We start from the raw sequence: 22,283 nt of genomic DNA, 5'->3' as shown, positions 1-22,283 counted from the left end.
TCAGCTCCCGGCCCCGGCGGGCGGCAGCTGCACGGTGAACAGCTCCGCCCGGTACGGGACGGCGACCTCGGCGCCGTCGTCACCCCCGTCGCCCTCGGCGAAGCCGTGCACCAGGTCGCGCAGCCGGTCCCCGAACACCTCACCGTGCGCGGCGATGGCCCGCTGCGCCTGGGTGGACGAGCGGGACATCCCGATGAACTCGTCCGGGTGCATGCGCTTCACCCAGACCGCGGTCGCGGTCTCGACCCGGGCACCGGTGCCCGCGAAGCCTTCGGCGAGCTCGGCGGCGAAGTCGAAGTCCCGGTAGGACCGGCTGTAGCCGGGGCTGAACTCCTCCAGCAGCACCTCGTAGGTGTTCAGGAACGGGCTCGCCGTGAAGTCGCGGTTGTTCTGGATGACGGCGACCAGGCCGCCCGGGTTGAGGCAGTGGCGCGCGGCGGCGAGGAAGCGCGGCCGGTCCATCCACTGGAACGCCTGCGCCGCGAGCACCAGGTCGACCCCGGCCATCGACTCCAGGAAGGGTTCGGCCGGGCCCACCGCCCAGTCCACCTGCGGGAACTTGGATCGGCCCACGGACACCATGTCCGCCGAGAGGTCCACCGCCCGGTAGCGGCTGCGCGGATCCGTCAGCGGGATCAGCCCCTCCAGGCCGACGCCGGTGCCCGCGCCGGTGTCCACGATGTGCGGGACCACCGTCCCGGTCAGCCGGTCGGCGATCCGCCGCATCAGCTCCGCGGGGTAGCGCGGGCGGTAGCGGTCGTAGTCCACCGACAGTCCGTCGAACTTCTGCCGTGCAGCTGCCATGGTTCGTCACCTTCCCTGTGGTCCTACCGGGGTTGTCTGTGAGGGCTCCACGTCCTGGTGGGCCTGCGCGGCGGCCGGGGGCCGCGTTCGGGCGAAGACCAGCGGCAGCAGCCCGCCTGCCCGCACCATCTCGATCATCATCGGAGCCGGTGGCCGGAACGGGACGGACACACCGGGCCCGGTCAGCCGACCCCGGGTCAGGTCCAGTGCCACCCGCGCGCCCTCGGCCGGCAGCGCCGACTTCTCCGTCTCCACGGCGGCCTCCACGGCGGCCTCCACCGCCGGCAGGCCGAGGTTCCAGCAGTTGCGGTAGAAGATCCGCCCGAACTCGGGCGCGACCACCAGCCGGACCCCGGCCGCCAGCAGGGCGCTGACCGCCTGCTCCCGGGAGCTGCCGATCCCGAAGATGTCCCGGCTGACCAGCGCGTCCCCGGGACGGAAGGTCGCCGCCAGGCCCGGGAGCCGGTTCTCGAACACGTGCGGGGCCATCAGCGCCGGATCGGTGAACCGGTGCTTGTAGCGGGCCGGGATGATGTCGTCCGTGGAGATCTCGCCCTCCACCCGGCGCACCTTGAGCTCACCGGTCCACATGGCACACCAGCTCGTCCGCGCTCGGGATCCGTCCGATCAGCGCCGCGCTCGCGGCCACCAGCGGCGAGGAGAGGTAGATGTCCGCGTCCGGATTGCCCATCCGGCCCCGGAAGTTGCGGTTCATCGTGGACAGCACCCGTTCGCCCGCGGCCGGCACCGTGCCCTGGGTTCCGACGCAGGCGCCGCAGCCGGCCGGGGTGACCAGCGCCCCGGCCCGGGTCAGCGTCTCCAGGTAGCCCAGCCGGAGCGCCTCCGCGTACACCCGGCTGGAGCCGGGGGTGACCAGGAAGTGCACATCGGGGTGGACCGACCGGTCCCTCACGATCCGGGCCGCCTCGGCGATGTCCTCCAGCCGGCCGTTGGTACAGCTGCCGAGGAAGACGTAGTCGATCCGCTCGCCGGCGGCCAGGTCGATGTCGACGCTGTTGCGCGGCGAGTGCGGCATCGCGATCCTCGGCCGCAGCCCCTCGATGGACAGCTCCAGCACCGCCGCCCCGGCCGGCGGCCGGATCGGCACCAGCCCGTCCCCCCGGCCCGGGGCGTCCGGCAGGAACACGCACTTGGCGCCCAGCTCGACGCCCATGCTGGCGACCGAGGCGGCCGAGTCCAGCGACAGCGAGGCCGCCCAGTCCCCGGTCCACTCCACCGACTTGTAGAGGAACGGCCGCTGCCCGAAGACCCGCAGCACTTCGAGCACCACGTCCTTGGGACGCAGCGCGGGATGCCCCTGGCCGTGCACCCGCAGCCACACCGTCTCCGGGACCTTCAGCCAGGTCTGCCCGGTGACCATGGCGGCGGCGATGTCCGAGGCGCCCATCCCCAGCGCCAGCGACTGCACGGCGCCGCCGGTGCAGGTGTGCGAGTCGGAGCCCAGCACGATGGAGCCCGGCTGGTACCAGCCCTCCTCCAGCGCGATCACATGGCTGATCCCGGCACCCCGCGGATAGATCCTGGCGCCGATCCGCTTGGCGAACGCGGTGGCCTCGCGGACCCGGTCGGCCATGTCACGATCGGGAACGATCACCGAGTGGTCGAAGACAAACGCGACCCGGTCCGGATCGGCGACCCGGTCGACCCCGTACTCCGCGAACAGCCGTGCCACGGTGGGCGAGTTGCCGTCCTGCAGGTAGATCCGGTCGACCTCCACCGAGACCAGCTCACCGGCTGCGGCCGCCCCGCCGCCGTGAGCGGCGATGATCTGGCCGACCAGGGGACTGTCCGGCCTCATCACGACAACCCGCCGACCCCGGCCGGAGCCGGCACGCCCACCGCCGCGCCGGTCTGCTCCGCCGCCTCCTTCACCGCGGCGTAGATCTCGACCAGCGCCGGGGTGGGCACCTCGCCGCGCCGCTCGATGGCGTAGTCGCGCACCCGGACCAGGCAGTCGGCCAGGTAGCGCTCGTCAACGGCGACGCCCGCCTCGGCCAGCGCGTGCTGGATCACCGCCCGCCCGGAGTGCTTGCCGACCACCAGGCGGCTCCTGCCGCCGACGGTCTCCGGCGGGAAGGGCTCGAAGGTCCGGCTGTCCTTGAGCATCCCCTTGGTGTGGATACCGGACTCGTGCGCGAAGACGTTGTGGCCCACCAGCGGCTGCCACGGCACGATGGGCTGCCCGCAGGCGTCGGCGACCAGGTCCGCGATCGAGCGCAGCCGGGTGGTGTCGATGCCGAGGTCCACCCCGTGGAAGTCCTTGAGGCAGAGCGCCATCTGGCCCAGATCGGCCATGCCGGCCCGCTCGCCGATACCGTTCACCGTGACGTGGAAGTAGCGCGCCCCGGCCGCCAGGCCCGCGAGCGAGTTCGCCACGCCGAGGCCGTAGTCGTTGTGGCAGTGGGTCTGCAGGTCGATCGGGCACGCCTCGGCCACCGTCCGCACCCGGGCGGCGTACTGCGCGGGGTCCAGGATGCCGATGGTGTCCGAGAGCCGCAGCCGGTCGGCCCCGGCGGCGTGCACCCGGCCCGCGTACTCCTGCAGGAAGGGCAACTCGGTGCGGCCCACGTCCTCCGCGCTGATCGACACGAAACAGCCCTGGTCCTTGGCGTACTTGACCAGGTCCTCGGCGGTCGCCAGCAGCCAGTTCCGGTCCTTGGCCACGCTGTGGGCGAGGTGGATGCCGGAGGTGGGCAGACCGATGTGGACCGCCCTGAAGCCGAGCGAGATCGTGTACTCGACGTCCGCCCGGACACCCCGGTTCCAGCCGATGAGGTTGACCTCGTCGCGGCGCTCCAGCATCTCCTGCATCGCCAGCACGTCCTGGCCGCCCATGGCGGGAATGCCCGGCTCGATCCAGCGCACGCCGGCGTCGACCAGCGCGTGGAAGATCGCCACCTTGGTGGCACGCGAGAAGGCGACGCCCGGGGCCTGTTCCCCGTCGCGCAGCGTGGTGTCCTCAAGGATGATGTCGTCACGCATGGTCCTGGTGTCCTTAGCTCTCGGCGATATGCGGCTACGGGGGCGGATCACAGGGGTGCGGGTCGTGCGGTGCCGGTCATGCGGTGCTGGTCGTGCAGTGCGGGTCACGCGGTGCGGTCCTGCGGTGCGGTGCGGGTCAGGCGGTGAGGAGCACGGTGCGGGTCACGCTGTACGGGTGTGCCTGCTCGGCGGGCGCGGCAGGCCGAGCCGGTCGCGGAACGTGCCCGGCGGGTATCCGGTCTGGTGCACCCCCAGTGCCTGCAGCTCGGGCACCACGTGGTCCACGAACTCGGCCAGCCCACCGGGCAGATGGGGCGGCATGATCGCGAAGCCGTCGGCCGCTCCGGAGTGCAGCCACTCCGCCATGGTCTCTGCCACCCGCCGGTAGGAGCCGACCAGCACCAGATGGCCCCGCGCGACCGTCATCCGCTGGTAGAGCTGACGGATGGTCAACTGCTGTGACGCGGCCAGGGTCTCGATCAGCCGGCGACGGCTCCGGTTGCCGTTGGACGGCGGCAGCTCGGGCAGCAGGCCGTCCACGTCGTACCCGGACAGGTCGAAGCCGCCGACCAGGTCGGAGAGCAGGGAGACCCCCAGCTGCGGGTGGATCAGCTGCTGCAACCGGTCGAAGGCCTGCTGCGCGGCCTCGTCGGTCGGCCCGATGAAAGGGCACAGCCCCGGCATGACCAGCAGGGACTCGGGCGGCCGGCCGTAGTGGGCCAGCCGCTTCCGCAGGTCGAGGGCGAACTCCCGGGCACTGTCCGGGTCCGGGGCCGCGGTGAACACGACCTCGGCGGTCCGGGCCGCCAGCTCCCGCCCGTCGTCCGACGATCCGGCCTGCACGATGACCGGCCGCCCCTGCACCGGCCGGGAGATGTTCAGCTCGCCGCCGACGTTGAAGTACCGCCCGTGGTGGGCCACCGGGTGCCGGCGGCCCGGGTCGTAGAAGACGCCGCTCTGCTTGTCCCGGACGAAGGCGTCGTCGTCCCAGCTGTCCCAGAGCCCGGTGACGACGTCGAAGAACTCCGAGGCCCGCAGGTAGCGTTCGGCGTGGTCCGGATGCCGGTCCAGGCCGAAGTTGGCCGCCGCCTCACGCTTGGAGGAGGTGACCATGTTCCATCCGGCCCGGCCACCGCTGAGCAGGTCCAGCGAGGCGAACTCGCGGGCGAGGTTGTAGGGCTCCTTGTAGGTGGTGGACGCGGTGGCCACCAGTCCGAGATGAGTGGTCGTCATGGCGAGCGCGGACAGCAGAGTCAGCGGCTCGAAGACCACCACCCGGCTGCCGTACCCGTGCCGGTCGTCGTTGAAGACCGACGGGGTGTCGGAGAGGAACATGAAGTCGAACAGTCCCCGCTCGGCGGTACGGGCGAGGTCGACGTAGTGGTCGATCCGCTGGGCGCCGTCGGCCGGGGCGTCCGGATGGCGCCAGGCGGCGGCGTGATGGCCGGTCCCGTAGGAGAGGTAGGCCCCGAGCACGAGGCGGCGCGGTCCGCTCATGGTCAGGCGGCTTCCAGGGTCCGCGGTGCAGGGTCGCCCGCCCCGGCCTCCGCCTCGGTCCCGGCCTCCGCCGCGGCGTCCGGGCCGGCGCCGGCGGGCAGGTCGAGGATCTGCTTCAGGTCCAGGCAGCGGTCCTCGACCTCGGCGGTCCGGCCGTTGCGCAGGATCTCCTCGGACACCTCCTGCATCGCCTTGAGCGCGGCCCGGAGCAGGTGGTTGGCGTAGATCACGACGTTGAAGCCGGCCCGCCGCAGGTCGTCCGCGTGGATCGCGTTGTAGGTGGTGGGCACCGACACCAGGGCCACCCCCGGGTGCGACCGGCGGAACTCCGCGGCAAACTCCAGCACCTCGCTCGGCGACTCCCGACGGCTGTGGATCATGATGCCGTCGGCGCCGGCCGCCACATAGGCGTCGGCCCGCCTCAGCGCGTCGCGCATGCCGAGGTCGAGGATCAGACTCTCGATCCGCGCGATGACCATGAAGTCCGGAGTCGCCTGGGCCGCCTTGCCGCGCCGGATCTTGTCCGAGAACTCCTCGATCCCGGCCGAGACCTGCAGCACCTCGGAGCCGAGCAGCGAGTTGCGCTTCAGCCCGGTCTTGTCCTCGATGATCACCGCGGAGACCCCGGCCCGCTCCATGTCCCGTACGTGGTACTCGAAGTGGGCCGGATGCCCGCCGGTGTCGCCGTCCATGATCAGCGGCTTGCTGGTGACGGCGAAGATGTCGCCGATGTTCCGCAGCCGGCTCCGGATGTCCAGCACCTCGATGTCGGGCAGCCCGTGCAGCGTGGAGTCGGTGAGCGAGCTGGACCAGAAGCCGTCGAACCGCACGGCTCCCGCACCCCGACCCGCCACCGGGCCGAGGTCACCGCCGACCCCCTGCCCGCCGACCCGCCCGAACGCGCTCCCGACTCCTCCAGCTCCAGCGCCGCCGCCCCGTACCGGCACCGCAGCAGCCCGCTCCGCGACGATCGCCGACACGGGGTTGTGGGCCTCCATGATCCGGACGCACTCTCCGGTCGCGATCAGACGCCTGAGCTGGGCCCGGCGCGCATCGCTGGTGACTGGGTGCACGGAGACTCCTTCCACGGTGGCGGATGCCAACTAATTCAACCAGAGGTGAATTCTACGTGCGGTGAATACGTCGGGCAAGTGCCGTGCCGGGCCTGGACGGTGGGCCGTGCCGGGACCGGCACCCCCGGCCCGAGAATCCGCACAAAGTACCGGTGCGGCTCAGCATTTCGTGCCGCAGACCGCCCGCCGGGCGCTGGCTATGGTCGAACGGCAGCGAGCCGGACCCAGCCGAGCTGGCAGCGACGAGAAGGAGAGTGCCATGCTGGCGAAGGAACCGGGCGAGAGAGAGAAAGCGCCCACGGAACAGACCGGGCCGATGGCCACCCCCGCGCTGCTGCCGACGCCCGACTACGACGTGGTGATCCTCGGAGCCGGTATCGCCGGCTCGATCCTGGGCGCGGTGCTGGCACGCAACGGGGCCCGCGTGGTCATCGTGGACGCCGGACAGCACCCGCGGTTCGCCATCGGCGAGTCGATGGTCCCGTACACACTTCTGTCCCTGCGCACCATCGCCGAGCGGTACGGCGTGCCCGAGGTCGCCACCCTCGCCTCCTACGACAGCTGCACCAAGGACATCGGCCCCTCCTTCGGCTGGAAGAAGCACTTCGGCTTCATCCGCCACGAGGAGGGCAAGGAGCCCAGCCCGTACGAGGCCAACCAGTTCAGCACCCCCGGCGTGATCAACAAGACCGGCCACCTGTTCCGCCAGGACACCGATTCCTACCTCTTCAACGCCGCCGTCCACTACGGCTGCGAGCCCCGGCTCAACACCCGGATCGTCGACGTCGAGATCGACGACCACCAGGTCGCCGTGATCGGCCAGGACGGCAGCACCATCCGGGCCCGCTACCTGGTCGACGCCAGCGGCTACCGCTCGCCGCTGGCCGACAAGCTAAAGCTGCGCGAGGAGCCCAGCCGGTTCAAGCACCACTCCCGGTCGATCTTCTCGCACCTGATCGACGTGCGCACCGCCGACGAGGCACTGGGCCACACCACGGGCAGGCCCCCGCAGCTCTGGCACGACGGCACCATGCACCACCTGTTCGACCGCGGCTGGTTCTGGGTGATCCCCTTCAACAACAACCCCGCCTCGCGCAACCCGCTGGTCAGCGTCGGCGTCACGCTGGACCCGCGGCGCTACCCGAAGAACCGCGAGCTCACGCCGGAGCAGGAGTTCGCCGAGCTGGCCTCCCGCTTCCCCGCCGTCGAGCGGAACTTCGCCGGCGCGAAGGCGGTACGGCCGTGGGTCTCCACGGAGCGGCTGCAGTACTCCTCCAGCGGGTCGATCGGCGCCCGGTGGTGCCTGATGTCACACGCTGCGGGCTTCATCGACCCGCTGTTCTCCCGCGGCCTGTCCAACACCGCCGAGGTGATCAACGCCCTCTCCTGGCGGCTGCTGGAAGCACTGAAGCTGGACGACTTCACGGTGGAGCGGTTCGAGTACGTGGAGCGGCTGGAGCAGGGCCTGCTCGACTACAACGACAACCTGGTCAACAGCGCCTACATCTCCTTCGACAACTACGAGTTGTGGAGCACGGTCTTCAAGATCTGGAGCTACGGCACGGTCCTGGGCACGTTCCGGGCCCGCAAGGCGCTCAGCAAGTTCCGCCAGACCGGCGACTCCGCCTGGTTCCGCGCCATGGAGTCCGCCCCCAACACCGGCCTGTGGTGGCCGGACCACGACGGCTACCGCAAGCTGTTCGACCACATGGTGGAGCAGTGCGAGGCCTACGAACGCGGCGACGTCTCCGGCTCGGCGGCGGCTGACCAGCTCTACCGGGAGCTCGGGGACGCGGACTTCGTCCCCAACGGCGTCTGGTTCGCGGAGCGCGACCAGCCGTTCCTGCACCCCAACCCGGCCAAGCTGCGCCGGATGGCCCGCTGGATCGGCCGCGAGGCCCCGCCCGACATCCGCGACCTCTTCACCGGCACCCTGAAGGACGTGGCGAAGGCGGGAATCCGCGGCGGCAAGATCTTCTGACCCTCCGACAGGGGTGGGCCGAGGCAGGCGAGGGACTGCCCCGACCCACCCCTCCCCGCACGGCTTCCGGCCGCCGTTCCCGGCCACAGGTTCCTGGCCGCAGCTTGCGGCCAGAATTCATCGCTCGTAGAGTTCATCGTATGATGTGCTTTACTCGAGCACGCCTGTCGCAGAACGGGGCTGCGCATGCCAGGAAGAGATGCAGTAACGATCCTCTTGATGGATTCGCACACCGTGTCCCGAATGGGGTTGCGGCTGCTGCTGGAGGCCGAGCCGGATCTCCAGGTCATCGGTGAGGTCACCGAGTTCCACGAGGCAGACGCCGCGGTCGCCCGCCTGTCGCCCCAGGTCGTGGTGGCCGACGCCCACGCCGAGGCGGACGCCGCCGCAGCCCTGCAGGCCTTCCGTCGGCTGGCCCGCCACCCCCGCGGCAGCGGGGTACGTCTGGTCGCACTGGTCCACGAGCTGGACGAGTCGGTCCCGCTCTGGCAGGCCGCCGGCGCGCACGGGGTGATCACCGGCCAGTCCAGCCCCGGCCAGATCGTCGCCGCCGTACGCATGGTGGCCGCCGGCTACCGCCTGCTCACCCCGGAGCCCTCGCCCGCCGCCGGCACCTCCTCCCCCGGCTCCACCCCGGCCGCCGGTCAGGCCGCAGCCCCGGCCCCGCTCGCCACCGGGGCACCCTTCGAGGAGGAGCTCGCCCTCAACGGCGTCACCCCGCGCGAACGCGACATGCTCCAGTTCATCGCCCGCGGCTTCAGCAACGCGGAGATCTCCGAGGCGCTCTTCCTCAGCGAGAGCACCGTCAAGTCCCATGTGCAGCACATGCTCGACAAACTCGACCTGCGCAACCGCGTCCACGCGGTCATCTACGCCTACGAGAAGGGCATGGTCCGCGCCGGCGACGACCTCGACGCCCTCGTCGGCGCCCCGACCTGACCGCCCCCGCCGGCCATGGATCAGGTCTGCCGGAGGGGTTGGTAGCTGTCCGCGGTGAGACCGAAGGTCCAGGCGACACCCTCGCGGGCGGTCCGGGTGCGCGGCGGCACACGCAGCCAGTAGACACGGACGCTGCCGTCGGGCTCCGGGGTCGAGTTGACCACCTCGACCATCACCACCGCCTCGTCCCCCTCCAGGTCGATGCGCCACAGCACCCCGGTCTCGTCCCTGTGCACGGGTTGCGCGTCGGATTCGGCGAGGTACCGGTCGTAGCCGTAGAACTCCAGCATCACCCGACGCAGTTCAGCATTGCCCTCCACCCGTATGTCCGTAACTGTCAGGTCGGCCAGGCACTGCGAGAAGTCGTGGGGAACGGGCATACCGCGCCAGGCGTGGAGGGCGAACCCGTCCGCGAAGCCGAGGGCGGGTCCGTCGGCGCGGTGCAGACGGCCGGCCTCGTCCTGGTGCAGCGCCGTCGGGCGCTCCGCCATCAGCACCACCTCGTCGTACGGCCACCACCACCCCGCGGCAGCCGCCACCTGCACCTGTCCCGCGAGCTCCGGTGCGTCCCCGAGTGCAGCGAGCCAGGCGGCATCGTGCTGCCCCAGAACTGCCTCCAGCAGGGCCAGCCGGACCGCAGAACGGGCGGGGTCGGTGGGGCGTGCGGGGTCATCCGGACCGACCAGACGGTCGGTCACCGCATCGCGGATCCGCTGGGTCAGTCCGTTGACTCGAGACCAGAGTTCGACGCCGGTCCGCGCCCAGTGCTCGGACCAGCCGGCGGACCCGAGAGCCGCCAGGCTCCGACGACGCGCCGCCTCCCACGGGGCGGTTCGCAACGCCTCGCGGACAGAGCGACCGACGACACCCACCGCAGCTGTCGGCACGGTGACGCCGTGCTCGGCAAGGATCCGCTCGGCATCGGCGAAGCCGTTCCGCGACTCAGGCGCCGCAGTTGCCTCACGCACGACATCGGCGCGACCGGAAATGAGCAGGACGGCAGCCGTCGCCTGCAGTGGTGAGTCGAACCAGACAACCTTGAGGGGCTCGGCCAATCCGGCGGAGCGGTAGGCAGTCCGCACCCCCTCCTCTGCGGCGGCCCTGTCCGCCGGTCCCGTGCGGAGCGCCGTGGCCCTCCACTCGGCTGCCTGACGCTCCTGCCGTCGCACCGTCATATCGAGAATCCCCTTCATATGGAACGCCCCTCAGTCCGCGACCACGCGCACGCTGCCCGGCGTGTACTCACGTTGTCTGACGACCCGGTACCAGCCTCTGGCGAGGGCGATGGCCGCATGCTCCTCGTGAACCACCCGCCCGCCCTCGGTCAGGTGCAGCCAGGCCTGCCCGAACTCGTCGGACTCACGCAGCAGAGTCCCGGGTCCGACCACAGCGTGTGCATGGCCGGTCACTTCACCAAGGGCCAGAACCAGTCGCCCCCTGCCGTCCCTCGGCTGCTGCGGCAGTGCCCGGACCGAGGGCGGCACGGACTCCTCCGCGATCGGAACAAGCAGTACGTCCCCTTGCCTGAACACCGGGCTCCCCTTTCCTTGCCGGGCCGCTGATGACCCGCCGGTTCGACAGCGCCGACACTACGAGGCACCACTGACAGCAGACCGGCACAGCCACCCCGCGGCGGCGTTGTCACCCGCACCTGATAGGAACAGGGCCACTGTCCGCGCCACGCGAGGAGACCCCGCACATGTCCGCGCAGCACCTCACCGAGTTCCACGGCCTCCCCGTGTTCGACCTCCCGCCACGCAGCGCGGAAGCCGAGCTTCCGTCCGCCGACGCCGTCGCCTGGCGGCTGCGCATCGACTGGAACGAGAGCGAGGAGTTCGGGGAGATCTGGCAGCGTTTCCTCAACGACGTCGACACCACGCGGGTGGCAGCGCTGATCATCGGCGCCTGGAACGAGGAGATGTACGACGAAGCCCCCTCCGACGAGCTGCAGTACGTGATCGACGCCGTTCCGCGCTTCCCCGCGCTCAAGGCCTTCTTCCTGGCCGACATCGAGTCGGAGGAGAACGAGATCTCCTGGATCGTGCAGACCGATCTGTCGCCGCTGCTCCAGGCCTACCCGGCCCTGGAGGAACTCGGTGCCCGCGGTGCCCACCAGGAGTTCACGCCGGTGCACCATGCTTCGCTGCGCACGCTGCGCCTGGAGTCTGGCGGCATGTCGGCAGCGGTCGTCCGGGGGATTGCAGAGAGCGAACTCCCTGCTCTGGAACGCCTGGAACTGTGGCTGGGCTCCGAGGAGTACGGGGGCGACACCACGGTGGCGGATCTCGCGCCACTGCTCTCCGGCGCCCGCTTTCCCGCGCTCAGGCATCTGGGCCTGCAGGACAGTGAGATCGAGGACGCCGTCGCCGAGGCGATCGCCCATGCCCCCGTCGTCCCCACCTTGGAGTCGCTCGCCCTCTCGATGGGCGTGCTCACCGACGCCGGTGCTGAAGCCCTGCTCTCCGGCCAACCGCTCACCCACCTGAAGAGGTTGGACCTGCACCACCACTTCCTGTCCGACGCCATGGCGCAGCGGCTGCGCGAGACCCTCGAACCTGCCGGCGTCGAACTCGACCTCAGCGAGCAGGAGAAGGCGGAAGACTCCGGCGGCCGGCTGTGGCACTACGTCGCGGTCGCGGAGTAGCCGTCGTGCGGCAGCCCCATCCTCACGCGACCTCAGGTCCTGCGCGCCCCGCGCACTTCACCGTGGTCGGGAACCCCGGCAGTCGGCGGGTGGCCCTGTTTCGCGCGGCCGCCCGTGCAGCGGGCTGCCCGGAGCCGGTCGTGGTCGCCTGGCGCGACGTCCTGTGCGGCGAGTACATCCTGGCCGAGGGCACCCTGCTGCGGATCGACTCGCCCGGCGAGGACGACGAGGTGGACCAGTTGCTGCGCGGCTCGGCATTCGGCCCTGACTGGGCCCCGGCGCGGGCCGAGGGAAGCGCGGCCTGGTACCGAGGGTTCACCGCCGCACTGCGCTCGATCGCCGGGACAGCGGCGGCCACGCCGGGATGCACCGTACTCGGGGACGTCGACGAGATCGCGGCCATGTTCGACAAGCGTCGTGCCCACACCCTGCTCGACACGGCTGGGGTACCGGTTCCACCCGCTCTGGACCAGGGGACCCGACCTGTGGCGGGCTGGGAGGACCTTCGGACGCGACTGGCGGCGAGCGGCCTGCGGCGGGTGTTCGTCAAGCCCGCCCATGGCTCCTCCGGGTCCGGGGTGGCCGCTCTGGTACTCGGGCCGCTCGGACGCGCCTCGGCCACGACATCCGCGGAACTGGTGCGCACGGCGGACGGTCAGGTGCGCCTCTTCAACTCGCTTCGAGTGCGCCGCTACACCGATGAGTCCGATCTGTGCGCGCTGTTCGACGCTCTCGCGGCCGACCCGCTCCATGTGGAGCGCTGGCTGCCGAAGGCCACCCAGCAGGGCCGGCCCGCCGACCTGCGGGTGCTGGTCACCGCAGGACGGGCGACCCACGCCGTACTGCGGACCAGTCGCCATCCCATGACAAACCTTCATCTCGGCGGTCAGCGGGGCGATCTGGACCTGGTACGCGACATCGCGGGACCCGGGTGGAGACGGCTGATCGACACCGCCGAGCAGGCAGCCGGCTGCTTCCCGCGCAGTCTCAGCATCGGCGTGGACGTGCTGCCCGCCATCGGCTGGAGAAGCCACGCCGTGGGCGAGGTCAACGCCTTCGGCGACCTGCTGCCCCGCCTGCCCGGCCTGCCCGGCAGCGCCGCCGAGGGCCAGGACACCTACTCGGCATTCGTCACCGCCGCTCTCAACACCACCGGCGCAGCCGCCGCTACCCAAGGAACACTCCCGTGAACACCCACCCCTCCCAGCCCGACATGAGCACGATCGTGGGCAGCCATGACATCCTGCTGGTCACGCTCGACACGCTCCGCCATGACGTCGCCGTCGAACTGGCCGCAGCAGGCAAGCTCCCGAACCTGAGTGCCGTCCTCCCCGGAGGCAGCTGGGAGCGCCGACACTCCCCGGGCAGCTTCACCTACGCCGCGCACCAGGCCATCCTGGCCGGATTCCTGCCCACCCCCGCCGACCCCTGCGGCCCGCACCCCCGACTGTTCGCCGCCCGCTTCGCCGGCAGCGAGACGACTGCAGGGACCACCTTCGTGTACGACACCCCGGACCTGGTCTCGGGGCTCGCCGGCGCCGGCTACCGAACCGTGTGCATCGGCGGTGTCGGCTTCTTCAACAAACAGGGTCCGCTGGGATCCGTGCTGCCCGGCCTGTTCCAGGAAAGCCACTGGTCCCCGGAGTTCGGGGTGACCTCGTCCACCTCCTTCGAGTCCCAGGTGGCCACGGCCGAGAAGGTGGCCGCCGAGCAGCCCGCTGACCAGCCGCTGTTCCTCTTCGTGAACGTCTCGGCGCTGCACCAGCCCAACTGGTTCCACCTGCCGGGGGCGACCCGCGAGCACGGTGACACCAGGGACTCGCACGCTGCCGCGTTGGAGTACGTCGACCGACACCTGCCCCGCCTGTTCGCCGCGATGAGGCGCAGACGTCCCTGCTTCGCCATCGTCTGCTCGGACCACGGAACCGCCTACGGCGAGGACGGGTACTCCGGGCACCGCATCGGCCACGAGGTCGTCTGGACCGTGCCTTACACGCAGTTCACGTTGCCCGCCGATACACGAACCGGCATCGAGCCGCGCCCCACCGCCGAGGCAACCCCGACCACCCCAGAAGGCCGCGCATGAGTACCACCACCACCCTGGCTCCCGAGTCGCCCTACCAGAGCTACGTCTACGCCTACCCGCACAAGACGGCGTACCGCCCGCTCCAGCCCCGTCCGCTTCTGGCAGACCTGTGGGCACTGGAGTCCAGACACGCCCTGTCGCTGTACGCCCACATCCCCTTCTGCGAGGTTCGCTGCGGCTTCTGCAACCTCTTCACCCGCATCGGCGCACCGGACGGGATGACCACCGCGTACCTCGACGCACTGGAACGTCAGACCGTTCGCGTGGCAGCCGCGTTGGGCCCGGAGGCGCGCTTCGCACAGGCGGCGTTCGGCGGCGGCACGCCCACCTTCCTCACCGCCCGTGAACTGGAGCGCCTCTGCGACATCGTCGAGCTCCGGACGGGCACCGATCTGCAGACGATCCCGCTGTCCGTGGAGGCGTCCCCGGCGACCGCCACCGCCGACCGGCTCGCGGTACTGGCCGCACGCGGCGCCACCAGACTGAGCCTGGGCGTACAGAGCTTCGTCGAGCAGGAGGCACGCGCCGCCGTACGCCCCCAGCAGCGGTCGGATGTCGAGACGGCGATAGCCCGCGTCCGTGCTGCCCGGATACCCGTGCTCAACCTGGACCTGATCTACGGCATCGACGGGCAGACCCAGGAGAGCTGGCTGCACTCCCTCGACGCCGCCCTGGCCTGGGAGCCCGAGGAGCTCTACCTCTACCCCCTCTACGTCCGCCCGCTGACCGGCCTCGCCCGCCGCGATCATGGCGACCTCACCCACGATGCGGCCTGGGACTCCCAGCGGCTCGCGCTCTACCGCAGCGGCCGCGACCACCTGCTCGCAGCAGGGTACGAGCAGGTGTCCATGCGCATGTTCCGCCGGACCGCCGCCCCGCAGGCGGGCGGTACCGAGTACTGCTGCCAGACCGACGGCATGATCGGCCTGGGCTGCGGCGCACGCTCCTACACCGGTGCGCTGCACTACTCCTTCGACTACGCGGTCTCGATGACGCAGATACGCGGCATCATCGACGACTACGTCTCACGTCCCGCCGAGGACTTCGACCGGGCCGAAGTCGGCTGGGCCATGGACGCGCAGGAGTCCCGTCGCCGCCATCTCATCCAGTCGCTGCTGCAGGCGGAGGGCCTGGACAGCGCCGACTACCGCAACCGTTTCGGCACACTGGCCGAGGACGACTTCGCCGCAGAACTGGATCGCCTACACGGGCGCGGCTGGCTCGACGACAGCGCCACGGCCGGCGGCCGGCTACGGCTCACCCCCGAAGGGCTGGCCCACTCCGACGCGGTGGGCCCCGCCCTGTTCTCCGCGCGGGCGAACGCTGCCATGGCCTCCTACCAGGCCAAGTGAGGTCGGACGCCATGGAGCTGACCATCCTCTACCGGGGCCCACTCGCCTCCTGTGACTACGACTGCCCCTACTGCCCCTTCGCCAAGCGCCGCGACAGCAGGGAACAGCTCACCGCCGACCGTGATGCTCTGGCCCGCTTCGCCAACTGGGTCGCAGGCCAGGGCGGCGACCGGCTCTCGCTGCTCTTCACTCCCTGGGGCGAGGGCCTGGTCCGGTCCTGGTACCGGCGGACCCTCGCAGAGCTCAGCACACTGCCGCACGTCAGGCGGGTGGCCATCCAGACCAATCTGAGCCACCGCACCGACTGGGTCGAGGACGCCGACCCGCGGACCCTCGCCCTGTGGGCCACCTACCACCCCGGCCAGGTCAGCCACCAGCGGTTCCTGGCCAAGTGCCGTGAACTGGACGCACGAGCGGTCCGCTACAGCGTCGGCGTCGTCGGCGACCCCGCGCACCTCGAAGCCGCCCGCCGAATGCGCGCGAGCCTGCCCGAGCACGTCTACTTGTGGATCAACGCGCAGGAGGGCCGCAGCTACACCGACCCCGAAGCCGCCACCTGGACCGAGCTGGACCCGCTGTTCGCGTACAGCCGCCATCCGCACACCAGCGCTGGACAGCCCTGCCGCACCGGCGAATCCGTGATCTCCGTTGACGGCGAGGGGACGGTCCGCCGCTGCCACTTCGTCAAGGACTCGATCGGCAGCCTCTACGACGGCAGCTATCGGGCAGCGCTACGCCCCCGAACCTGCCCCCTCGCCGTGTGCGACTGCCACATCGGCTACGTCCATCTGGAGTCCCTGCCGCTGTACGACGTCTTCGCGGGCGGGGTGCTGGAGCGCATCCCCGCGGGCCGTCCGACCGTTCCGGTCCTGCCACGGGAGAACCGCACCACCTGAGCACAGCGCAAGCGACACGCTGTGCGGAACGGTTGCCGCGCCAGGAGCAGGGCGAGGCTTCTGCGTGGTCTGTGCTGGAGCCGTCTCCGCCGTTCAGGTGAAGCGACAGTTCCGAAGCGGTTCCTCGAATCGTTCCCCGGGAAGGCATTGCGAATATTTCGTTTGCTTCGGATACTGCGACTACAATGGGGAACAAGGAGGTTCAACCATGGCAACAGCCACGGAAGGCCGGAAGATCGCGCCAGGCACAGTTGACGCGCAAAGCGTCGAACGAGCGCTGCGTAGGATCCGCGACTACCTCGCGCACAACACCGACACCACCGCCGACATCACGATCCTCGGCGAAGTCGGCTCCGAGGACCCCCTTGTCCTGCCCCGGCCCACCGTCGAGATGTTCGCCGCGATGCTAGCCGCCATCGCAAACGGGCAAGGCGTGCAGGTCATCCCCGTCAACGCCATCGTGTCCACCCAGGTCGCCGCCGAGATGCTCAACGTCTCCCGGCCTTACCTGATCGGACTCCTGGAGAGGGGCGAGATCCCGTTCGAGCGTGTCGGGCGGCATCGTCGCATCAAATTCAACGACGTCATGGACTACAAGCGCAGGGACGACCGCGAGCGCAAGGACACAGCTGACTCGCTCACCGCCCTCGACGAGGAGCTGGGGCTGCTCTGACATGGCGTTCATCGTCCTGTACGACTCGAATGTGCTCTACCCGAACACCGTGCGGGATCTGCTCATCCGCCTGGCACGACACGGCATAGTCCAAGCCAAGTGGACTGAGCAGATCCTCGACGAGGGGGAAGCCGCGCTCCGCCGCAACAACGTCGGTGACGACGAGAAGCGCGGGGAACTCCGCCGCCGCATGAACGCGGCCGTGCGGGACTGCCTGGTCACCAACTACGAACCGCTGATCGAGGGCCTCAAGCTCCCCGACCTGAACGACCGGCATGTTCTCGCAGCCGCGATCAAGGTCGGCGCCCAGGTGATCGTCACCGACAACAGCAAGCACTTCCCGCCCGATTACCTCGCCGACTGGGACATCGAGCGGAAGACGGCGGACGACTTCGTCATGGACTTGATCGACATAGACGACCGTGTTGTCTACGGTTGCGTCATGGAGATCGTGAGCAGCCGGCGCCGGAAGCCAGTCACGTTTGACGACGTGCTGGACCAACTGGAGCGGTCTCAGCTGATCGGATCCGTGAGCATGCTCCGCGCCGGCCCTGTCAAGAGCATCTGACTCCACACATCGAGGCCCCATCCGCCATCAGGCAGGTGGGGCCCTCTCCGTGTGCTCAGGCGAGGCCGGTAACCCGCGCGGCACCAGCCTGGGCAGCCGGCCGAGGCTGGCCCGGTGGACTTCCGCGAGCTCTCGCGCCCATCGTCAAGCTGGCCGCTGCGTCCGCGAGCCCCAACCTTGTACGGCTGGCACAAAAACGTGGGCGGAGGGTTGTCCTACCAGGACCTGGCATTCGCCATGTACATGCAAGTACTCTTCATGTGGTGCTTGGTGCCCCCGGCAGGACTCGAACCTGCGGCCAAGTGCTTAGAAGGCACCTGCTCTATCCACTGAGCTACGGGGGCGGGACAGGGTGCCTTGCTGTGCCGGAGCTGGTTCCTGTCGTGGGACAGGATAAGCGTGGCCAGGCGCTGTACCGGATGTTCCGGTCGGGGTGGGATCGGTCTGGGTTCCCCCGGCGGGCGGTCTGATAATCGCAGGTAGGGTCCGTGGGCGCAGCGGTGCGCGTGCCCGGAGGGCTGGCTGTTGTTCAGTCGTTACTGCGATGTTGCCTCAGCCGTTATGGACGCGCCCGGATGCGGACCCGCCGCTACCGGAAATCGTCGTGACCGGAACGGGGGACGCTTGCTGCGGCGCGATTCCACCCGATCGAGTGGCGAGGTTGTCCCCATGGGCCGGGTTGTCCACAGCTGAGGCATTGATGCCGCTGTGCGTGGTCACCGTCGTGCAGGCTCATTCCAGACACCGGCGGCACCCGAAGGTGATTCGGGCGCGAGTGGGAATGGGGACGACGCGATGAACGGCACGATGGTGACTCTGGTCGGTCAAGTGGCCTCCGAGGTGCGGTACACCACCACGGTGGGCGGGGTTCCCGTGGCGAGCTTCCGGCTCGCGGCGACCGACCGACGCTACGACCGGCAGCGGCAGGGCTGGGTGGACGGCGACACCAGCACCTTCACCATCTGGTGCTGGCGCTGGCTGGCGGAGAACGTGCTGAGCTCGATCAGCCGGGGGGATCCGCTGCTGATCACCGGCCGGATGCGGGTGCGTGAATGGGACAACGGGCCGGACAAGCCGGTCGGGGTGTCCGCCGAGATCGAGGCCGCGGCGGTCGGTCACGACCTCTCCCGTGGGACGTCGGCGTTCCGCCGGGCGGTCCGCGGCCGCCCGGAGCTGACCGCGCGAGTGCCGAGGGCGCGCGACGAGGCGGGTGCGGCGGACCCGGGGAACACCATGAACGTGGCACACGGACAGGTCAGGCCGGACGGGTCGGGCGGAGCCGGCGGACCGGCCGGACCAGGCAGCCCCGGCGGTTCCGGTGAGTCGGGCCGGACGAACGGCCCGGGCGGGGCCACCGGGCCGGGAGCCGCGAACGGACCGGGCCCCGGCGCTCCGGTCACGGGCGGCTCCGGGGCCCCGGAGCGCGACGGGACTCCGGCGCGGGTCGCTCCACGGATCGATCTGCCGGTCGGTGCTGGTGCCGGTGCCGGTGTCAGTGCTGGTGTCGGTGCTCGCACCGCTGCTCGGCCCGACTCTCCGGACGATCCTCAGTACGTCCGCGCCCCGGCCGGAGCGCGGACGAGCCCGGAGCTGGTGCCCTGACTCCGAAGGGCGGAGCGGCCTCACCGCGGTTCGGGACGCCGCGCCGGGTGCGGCACAATGGAAGGCTGTAACCACACCCAACGACGCCGGACGGTTCATCTTGGCTGAGTACATCTACACCATGCGCAAGACCCGGAAGGCGCACGGCGACAAGGTCATCCTTGACGACGTGACGCTCAGCTTCCTGCCCGGGGCGAAGATCGGCGTCGTGGGCCCCAACGGCGCGGGCAAGTCCACCGTGCTGAAGATCATGGCCGGTCTTGAGCAGCCCTCCAACGGCGAGGCCTTCCTCTCCCCTGGTTACACCGTGGGCATGCTCCTGCAGGAGCCGCCGCTGGACGAGACCAAGACCGTCCTGGAGAACGTCGAGGACGGGGTCAAGGAGACCAAGGCCAAGCTCAACCGCTTCAACGAGATCGCCGAGCTGATGGCGACCGACTACTCGGACGCCCTGCTGGACGAGATGGGCAAGCTCCAGGACGAACTCGACCACGCCAACGCCTGGGACCTCGACGCCCAGCTCGAGCAGGCCATGGACGCTCTCGGCTGCCCCCCCGGCGACTGGCCGGTCACCACCCTCTCCGGTGGTGAGAAGCGCCGCGTGGCCCTGTGCAAGCTGCTGCTGGAGGCCCCCGACCTGCTGCTGCTCGACGAGCCCACCAACCACCTGGACGCCGAGTCGGTGAACTGGCTGGAGCAGCACCTGGCCAAGTACACCGGCACCGTCGTCGCCGTCACCCACGACCGGTACTTCCTGGACAACGTCGCCCAGTGGATCCTGGAGCTCGACCGCGGTCGCGCCCTGGCCTACGAGGGCAACTACTCCACCTACCTGGACACCAAGGCGACCCGCCTCAAGGTCGAGGGCCAGAAGGACGCCAAGCGCGCCAAGCGCCTGCGCGAGGAACTGGAGTGGGTCCGCTCCAACGCCAAGGGCCGGCAGGCCAAGTCCAAGGCCCGTCTCGCGCGCTACGAGGAGATGGCGGCCGAGGCCGACAAGATGCGGAAGCTGGACTTCGAGGAGATCCAGATCCCGCCGGGCCCGCGTCTGGGCAGCATCGTCGTCGAGGTCAGCAACCTCTCCAAGTCCTTCGGCGACAAGGTCCTGGTCGACGACCTCAGCTTCACCCTGCCGCGCAACGGCATCGTCGGCATCATCGGTCCCAACGGCGCCGGCAAGACCACGCTGTTCAAGATGCTGCTCGGACTGGAGCAGCCCGACGCGGGCACGGTCAAGATCGGCGAGACCGTCAAGGTGTCCTACGTCGACCAGACCCGCTCCAACATCGACCCCAAGAAGACGCTGTGGGCCGTCGTCTCCGACGAGCTGGACTACATCAACGTCGGCCAGGTCGAGATGCCGTCCCGCGCCTATGTCTCGGCGTTCGGCTTCAAGGGCCCCGACCAGCAGAAGCCGGCCGGCATCCTGTCCGGCGGAGAGCGCAACCGGCTGAACCTGGCGCTGACGCTGAAGGAGGGCGGCAACCTGCTGCTCCTCGACGAGCCCACCAACGACCTGGACGTCGAGACCCTCGGCTCGCTGGAGAACGCGCTGCTGGAGTTCCCCGGCTGCGCCGTGGTCATCTCCCACGACCGGTGGTTCCTGGACAGGGTCGCCACCCACATCCTCGCCTACGAGGGTGACTCCAAGTGGTACTGGTTCGAGGGCAACTTCGAGTCGTACGAGAAGAACAAGATCGACCGTCTGGGCGCCGATGCGGCCCGTCCGCACCGTGCGACCTACAAGAAGCTCACCCGCGGCTGACCGTCACGTCATCGCGCCGCAACACCGACGGGGCAGGCTTGCGTCCCCAGGAGCAAGCCCGCCCCGGCCGGCCGGCCGTCTGTCACCATCGGAGATCACCTGTGTCCCGCCACATATACGCCTGCCCGCTGCGCTGGTCCGACATGGACGCGTTCGGACACGTCAACAACGTGGTCTTCCTCCGCTACCTGGAGGAGGCACGGATCGACTTCACCTTCACCAACGCCGGTGAGGCCGGGGAGAAGGCGTTCTCCGAGGGCTCCGTGGTGGCCCGGCACGAGATCGACTACCTGCGGCCGCTGGTCTACCGTCCGGAGCCGATCACCATCGAGACCTGGCTGACCCGGCTCGGCAACGCCTCCTTCACGGTGGCGTACGAGATCAAGGACGCGGACACCGTCTACGTCCGGGCGTCCACGGTTGTGGTCCCCTACGACCTGGCGGCGGCACGCCCGCGCCGTCTGACCGTCGGCGAGCGCGCCTTCCTGGCCGACTACCTGGAAAGCGCAGCGATCGCCGCGTGACCGTCACCGCCCTGCACCTCGCCGATCCCTCCGAGGCCGCCGACCTGGGTGCCTTCCTGACCCGACTGCTGCGCTTCGACAAGGCGGCGTCAGTGCGGTTGCAGACCGCGAACCGGGCGCTGGCGGTGTTCGCCCGGCTGCCGCTGGGCGACAACGGCCCGCTGGTGATCCGCACCGCCCCACTGGCCGACGACCTCGGCCTGGACCGGACGGTCTCCGCCGGGCAACTGCTCGACGCGATCGACGCCGTCACGGTCACCCTCGCCGCCGAGGTCGACCCCGCAGGGACGGACGATGCCGTCGGCGCGGCGCCTGAGGCTGCCGGGGCGTCCTCGACGGCGCCGGGCGGCGAACTGGTGCTGCCGGCGGCGGTCACCGGTCCGGCCTGGGCCGGGCTGCTCCCGCCCCGCAGCGGCTGGGAGCACGTCACGGACCTGCCGACCGCACCACTGGGCGCGGCGGTACGGGCGGCCGTGACCGAGTTCCGGCGCGAGACCGACGACGCCGACGCCCTCGCCGAGGCCATCTGGTCCCGCCAGGTCCATCCGAGCGGACTGACCCTGCGCGCGGTCCACGCCGCGCACCTGGTCGGCCTGCTGCAGCGGACCGACAGCGTCGCGCTGCACCGGCATCCCGCCTGGCTTCGGCTCAGCGGGCCCCGGGGCTACGTGATCACCCGCCGCGCCCCCGCGATCGGCGCAGGCCTCGGGCTGACCCCGACCCGCTGACCGGTGCCCGGAGCGCTTGACCCTCAACCTGGTCGAGGGCCCAGAGTCGCAGCCGTGGAGAGCACACGCGGCAGGCCCACCAGCGACAACACCGGCACCGGCCCCCGAACAGGCGTCGCCGGCGCAGCCGACATCGACGGCGGCACCG

At 70.3% G+C, this 22,283-nt stretch carries 21 protein-coding genes and 1 tRNA gene; 13 read left to right on the top strand and 9 right to left on the bottom strand.

Annotated features, from left to right (window positions below; all coding sequences use genetic code 11):
• From ABH925_RS07290 to aepX, 6 genes are all read right to left on the bottom strand, one after another.
• A complete protein-coding gene (locus ABH925_RS07290) occupies window positions 1–804 on the bottom strand; it encodes a trans-aconitate 2-methyltransferase (protein ID WP_370146230.1) in 804 nt (267 codons plus the stop codon).
• A 6-nt stretch (window positions 805–810) separates the two neighbouring features.
• Entirely contained in the window at window positions 811–1,395 is a 585-nt protein-coding gene (locus tag ABH925_RS07285; protein ID WP_370146229.1) for a hypothetical protein, read from the bottom strand.
• Window positions 1,382–2,623 (bottom strand): aconitase/3-isopropylmalate dehydratase large subunit family protein, encoded by a 1,242-nt coding sequence (locus tag ABH925_RS07280; RefSeq protein WP_370146228.1) that lies wholly within the window; start codon window positions 2,621–2,623, stop codon window positions 1,382–1,384. The genes ABH925_RS07285 and ABH925_RS07280 overlap by 14 nt, the downstream gene beginning before the upstream one ends.
• The gene (locus tag ABH925_RS07275; protein WP_370146226.1) at window positions 2,623–3,807 is read right to left on the bottom strand and encodes a LeuA family protein; all 1,185 of its coding nucleotides are present in this window, start codon (window positions 3,805–3,807) and stop codon (window positions 2,623–2,625) included. Before ABH925_RS07275 ends, ABH925_RS07280 begins: the two co-directional genes overlap by 1 nt.
• Window positions 3,808–3,969: 162 nt before the next feature.
• The gene (locus ABH925_RS07270; RefSeq protein WP_370146224.1) at window positions 3,970–5,304 is read right to left on the bottom strand and encodes an LLM class flavin-dependent oxidoreductase; all 1,335 of its coding nucleotides are present in this window, start codon (window positions 5,302–5,304) and stop codon (window positions 3,970–3,972) included.
• A gap of 2 nt (window positions 5,305–5,306) precedes the next feature.
• Window positions 5,307–6,377, bottom strand: a complete 1,071-nt coding sequence (aepX, locus tag ABH925_RS07265) for a phosphoenolpyruvate mutase (protein ID WP_370146221.1) — start codon at window positions 6,375–6,377, stop codon at window positions 5,307–5,309.
• A 259-nt stretch (window positions 6,378–6,636) separates the two neighbouring features.
• Between aepX and ABH925_RS07260 the strand changes: the two genes are divergently transcribed.
• Together ABH925_RS07260 and ABH925_RS07255 are read left to right on the top strand one after the other, a co-directional pair.
• A complete protein-coding gene (locus ABH925_RS07260) occupies window positions 6,637–8,358 on the top strand; it encodes an NAD(P)/FAD-dependent oxidoreductase (RefSeq protein ID WP_370146219.1) in 1,722 nt (573 codons plus the stop codon).
• Window positions 8,359–8,577: 219 nt separating this feature from the next.
• Window positions 8,578–9,297, top strand: coding sequence for a response regulator transcription factor (locus ABH925_RS07255; RefSeq protein ID WP_370146218.1), 720 nt, complete (start codon window positions 8,578–8,580; stop codon window positions 9,295–9,297).
• A 20-nt stretch (window positions 9,298–9,317) separates the two neighbouring features.
• On the opposite strand, the gene ABH925_RS07250 is transcribed toward ABH925_RS07255, so the two are convergent.
• Both ABH925_RS07250 and ABH925_RS07245 read right to left on the bottom strand, forming a co-directional pair.
• Window positions 9,318–10,472 carry a DUF6745 domain-containing protein gene (locus ABH925_RS07250; protein WP_370146217.1) on the bottom strand — a complete coding sequence of 385 codons (1,155 nt, stop codon included), beginning with the start codon at window positions 10,470–10,472 and terminating at the stop codon, window positions 9,318–9,320.
• Window positions 10,473–10,502: 30 nt separating this feature from the next.
• Window positions 10,503–10,829 (bottom strand): hypothetical protein, encoded by a 327-nt coding sequence (locus ABH925_RS07245; RefSeq protein WP_370146216.1) that lies wholly within the window; start codon window positions 10,827–10,829, stop codon window positions 10,503–10,505.
• Between the two features lie 167 nt (window positions 10,830–10,996).
• Between ABH925_RS07245 and ABH925_RS07240 the strand changes: the two genes are divergently transcribed.
• From ABH925_RS07240 to ABH925_RS07210, 7 genes are all read left to right on the top strand, one after another.
• Window positions 10,997–11,941, top strand: coding sequence for an STM4015 family protein (locus ABH925_RS07240; RefSeq protein WP_370146215.1), 945 nt, complete (start codon window positions 10,997–10,999; stop codon window positions 11,939–11,941).
• Between the two features lie 5 nt (window positions 11,942–11,946).
• Window positions 11,947–13,131 (top strand): STM4014 family protein, encoded by a 1,185-nt coding sequence (locus ABH925_RS07235; RefSeq protein ID WP_370146214.1) that lies wholly within the window; start codon window positions 11,947–11,949, stop codon window positions 13,129–13,131.
• A gap of 23 nt (window positions 13,132–13,154) precedes the next feature.
• Window positions 13,155–14,027: an STM4013/SEN3800 family hydrolase gene (locus tag ABH925_RS07230; RefSeq protein WP_370146375.1), complete on the top strand. Its 873-nt coding sequence runs from the start codon at window positions 13,155–13,157 to the stop codon at window positions 14,025–14,027.
• The gene (locus ABH925_RS07225; RefSeq protein WP_370146213.1) at window positions 14,024–15,379 is read left to right on the top strand and encodes an STM4012 family radical SAM protein; all 1,356 of its coding nucleotides are present in this window, start codon (window positions 14,024–14,026) and stop codon (window positions 15,377–15,379) included. Before ABH925_RS07230 ends, ABH925_RS07225 begins: the two co-directional genes overlap by 4 nt.
• A gap of 11 nt (window positions 15,380–15,390) precedes the next feature.
• Window positions 15,391–16,275, top strand: a complete 885-nt coding sequence (locus tag ABH925_RS07220; RefSeq protein ID WP_370146210.1) for an STM4011 family radical SAM protein — start codon at window positions 15,391–15,393, stop codon at window positions 16,273–16,275.
• A gap of 208 nt (window positions 16,276–16,483) precedes the next feature.
• Complete coding sequence (locus tag ABH925_RS07215) at window positions 16,484–16,948, top strand: helix-turn-helix domain-containing protein (protein WP_370146209.1); 465 nt, start codon at window positions 16,484–16,486, stop codon at window positions 16,946–16,948.
• Window position 16,949: 1 nt separating this feature from the next.
• Window positions 16,950–17,516, top strand: coding sequence for a PIN domain-containing protein (locus ABH925_RS07210; protein ID WP_370146208.1), 567 nt, complete (start codon window positions 16,950–16,952; stop codon window positions 17,514–17,516).
• 268 nt (window positions 17,517–17,784) lie between these two features.
• Here ABH925_RS07210 and ABH925_RS07205 read toward each other — a convergent pair.
• Window positions 17,785–17,860 (bottom strand) — tRNA-Arg (locus tag ABH925_RS07205).
• 451 nt (window positions 17,861–18,311) lie between these two features.
• On the opposite strand from ABH925_RS07205, the gene ABH925_RS07200 reads away from it, so the two are divergent.
• The 4 genes from ABH925_RS07200 to ABH925_RS07185 all read left to right on the top strand — a co-directional run bounded on the left by ABH925_RS07200 (window position 18,312) and on the right by ABH925_RS07185 (window position 22,135).
• Window positions 18,312–19,118, top strand: coding sequence for a single-stranded DNA-binding protein (locus ABH925_RS07200; protein ID WP_370146206.1), 807 nt, complete (start codon window positions 18,312–18,314; stop codon window positions 19,116–19,118).
• Window positions 19,119–19,218: 100 nt separating this feature from the next.
• Complete coding sequence (gene ettA / locus ABH925_RS07195; RefSeq protein ID WP_370146205.1) at window positions 19,219–20,883, top strand: energy-dependent translational throttle protein EttA; 1,665 nt, start codon at window positions 19,219–19,221, stop codon at window positions 20,881–20,883.
• Window positions 20,884–20,984: 101 nt separating this feature from the next.
• Window positions 20,985–21,407, top strand: a complete 423-nt coding sequence (locus ABH925_RS07190) for an acyl-CoA thioesterase (protein WP_370146204.1) — start codon at window positions 20,985–20,987, stop codon at window positions 21,405–21,407.
• Window positions 21,404–22,135 carry a hypothetical protein gene (locus tag ABH925_RS07185; protein ID WP_370146203.1) on the top strand — a complete coding sequence of 244 codons (732 nt, stop codon included), beginning with the start codon at window positions 21,404–21,406 and terminating at the stop codon, window positions 22,133–22,135. The genes ABH925_RS07190 and ABH925_RS07185 overlap by 4 nt, the downstream gene beginning before the upstream one ends.
• Window positions 22,136–22,283 lie beyond the last annotated feature (148 nt).

This window comes from Streptacidiphilus sp. EB129, assembly GCF_041262645.1.
In the GTDB taxonomy this organism is placed as follows: domain Bacteria; phylum Actinomycetota; class Actinomycetes; order Streptomycetales; family Streptomycetaceae; genus Streptacidiphilus.
The sequence above is the reverse complement of the archived record's forward strand: the minus strand, read 5'-3'. Positions and strand labels throughout refer to the sequence as shown.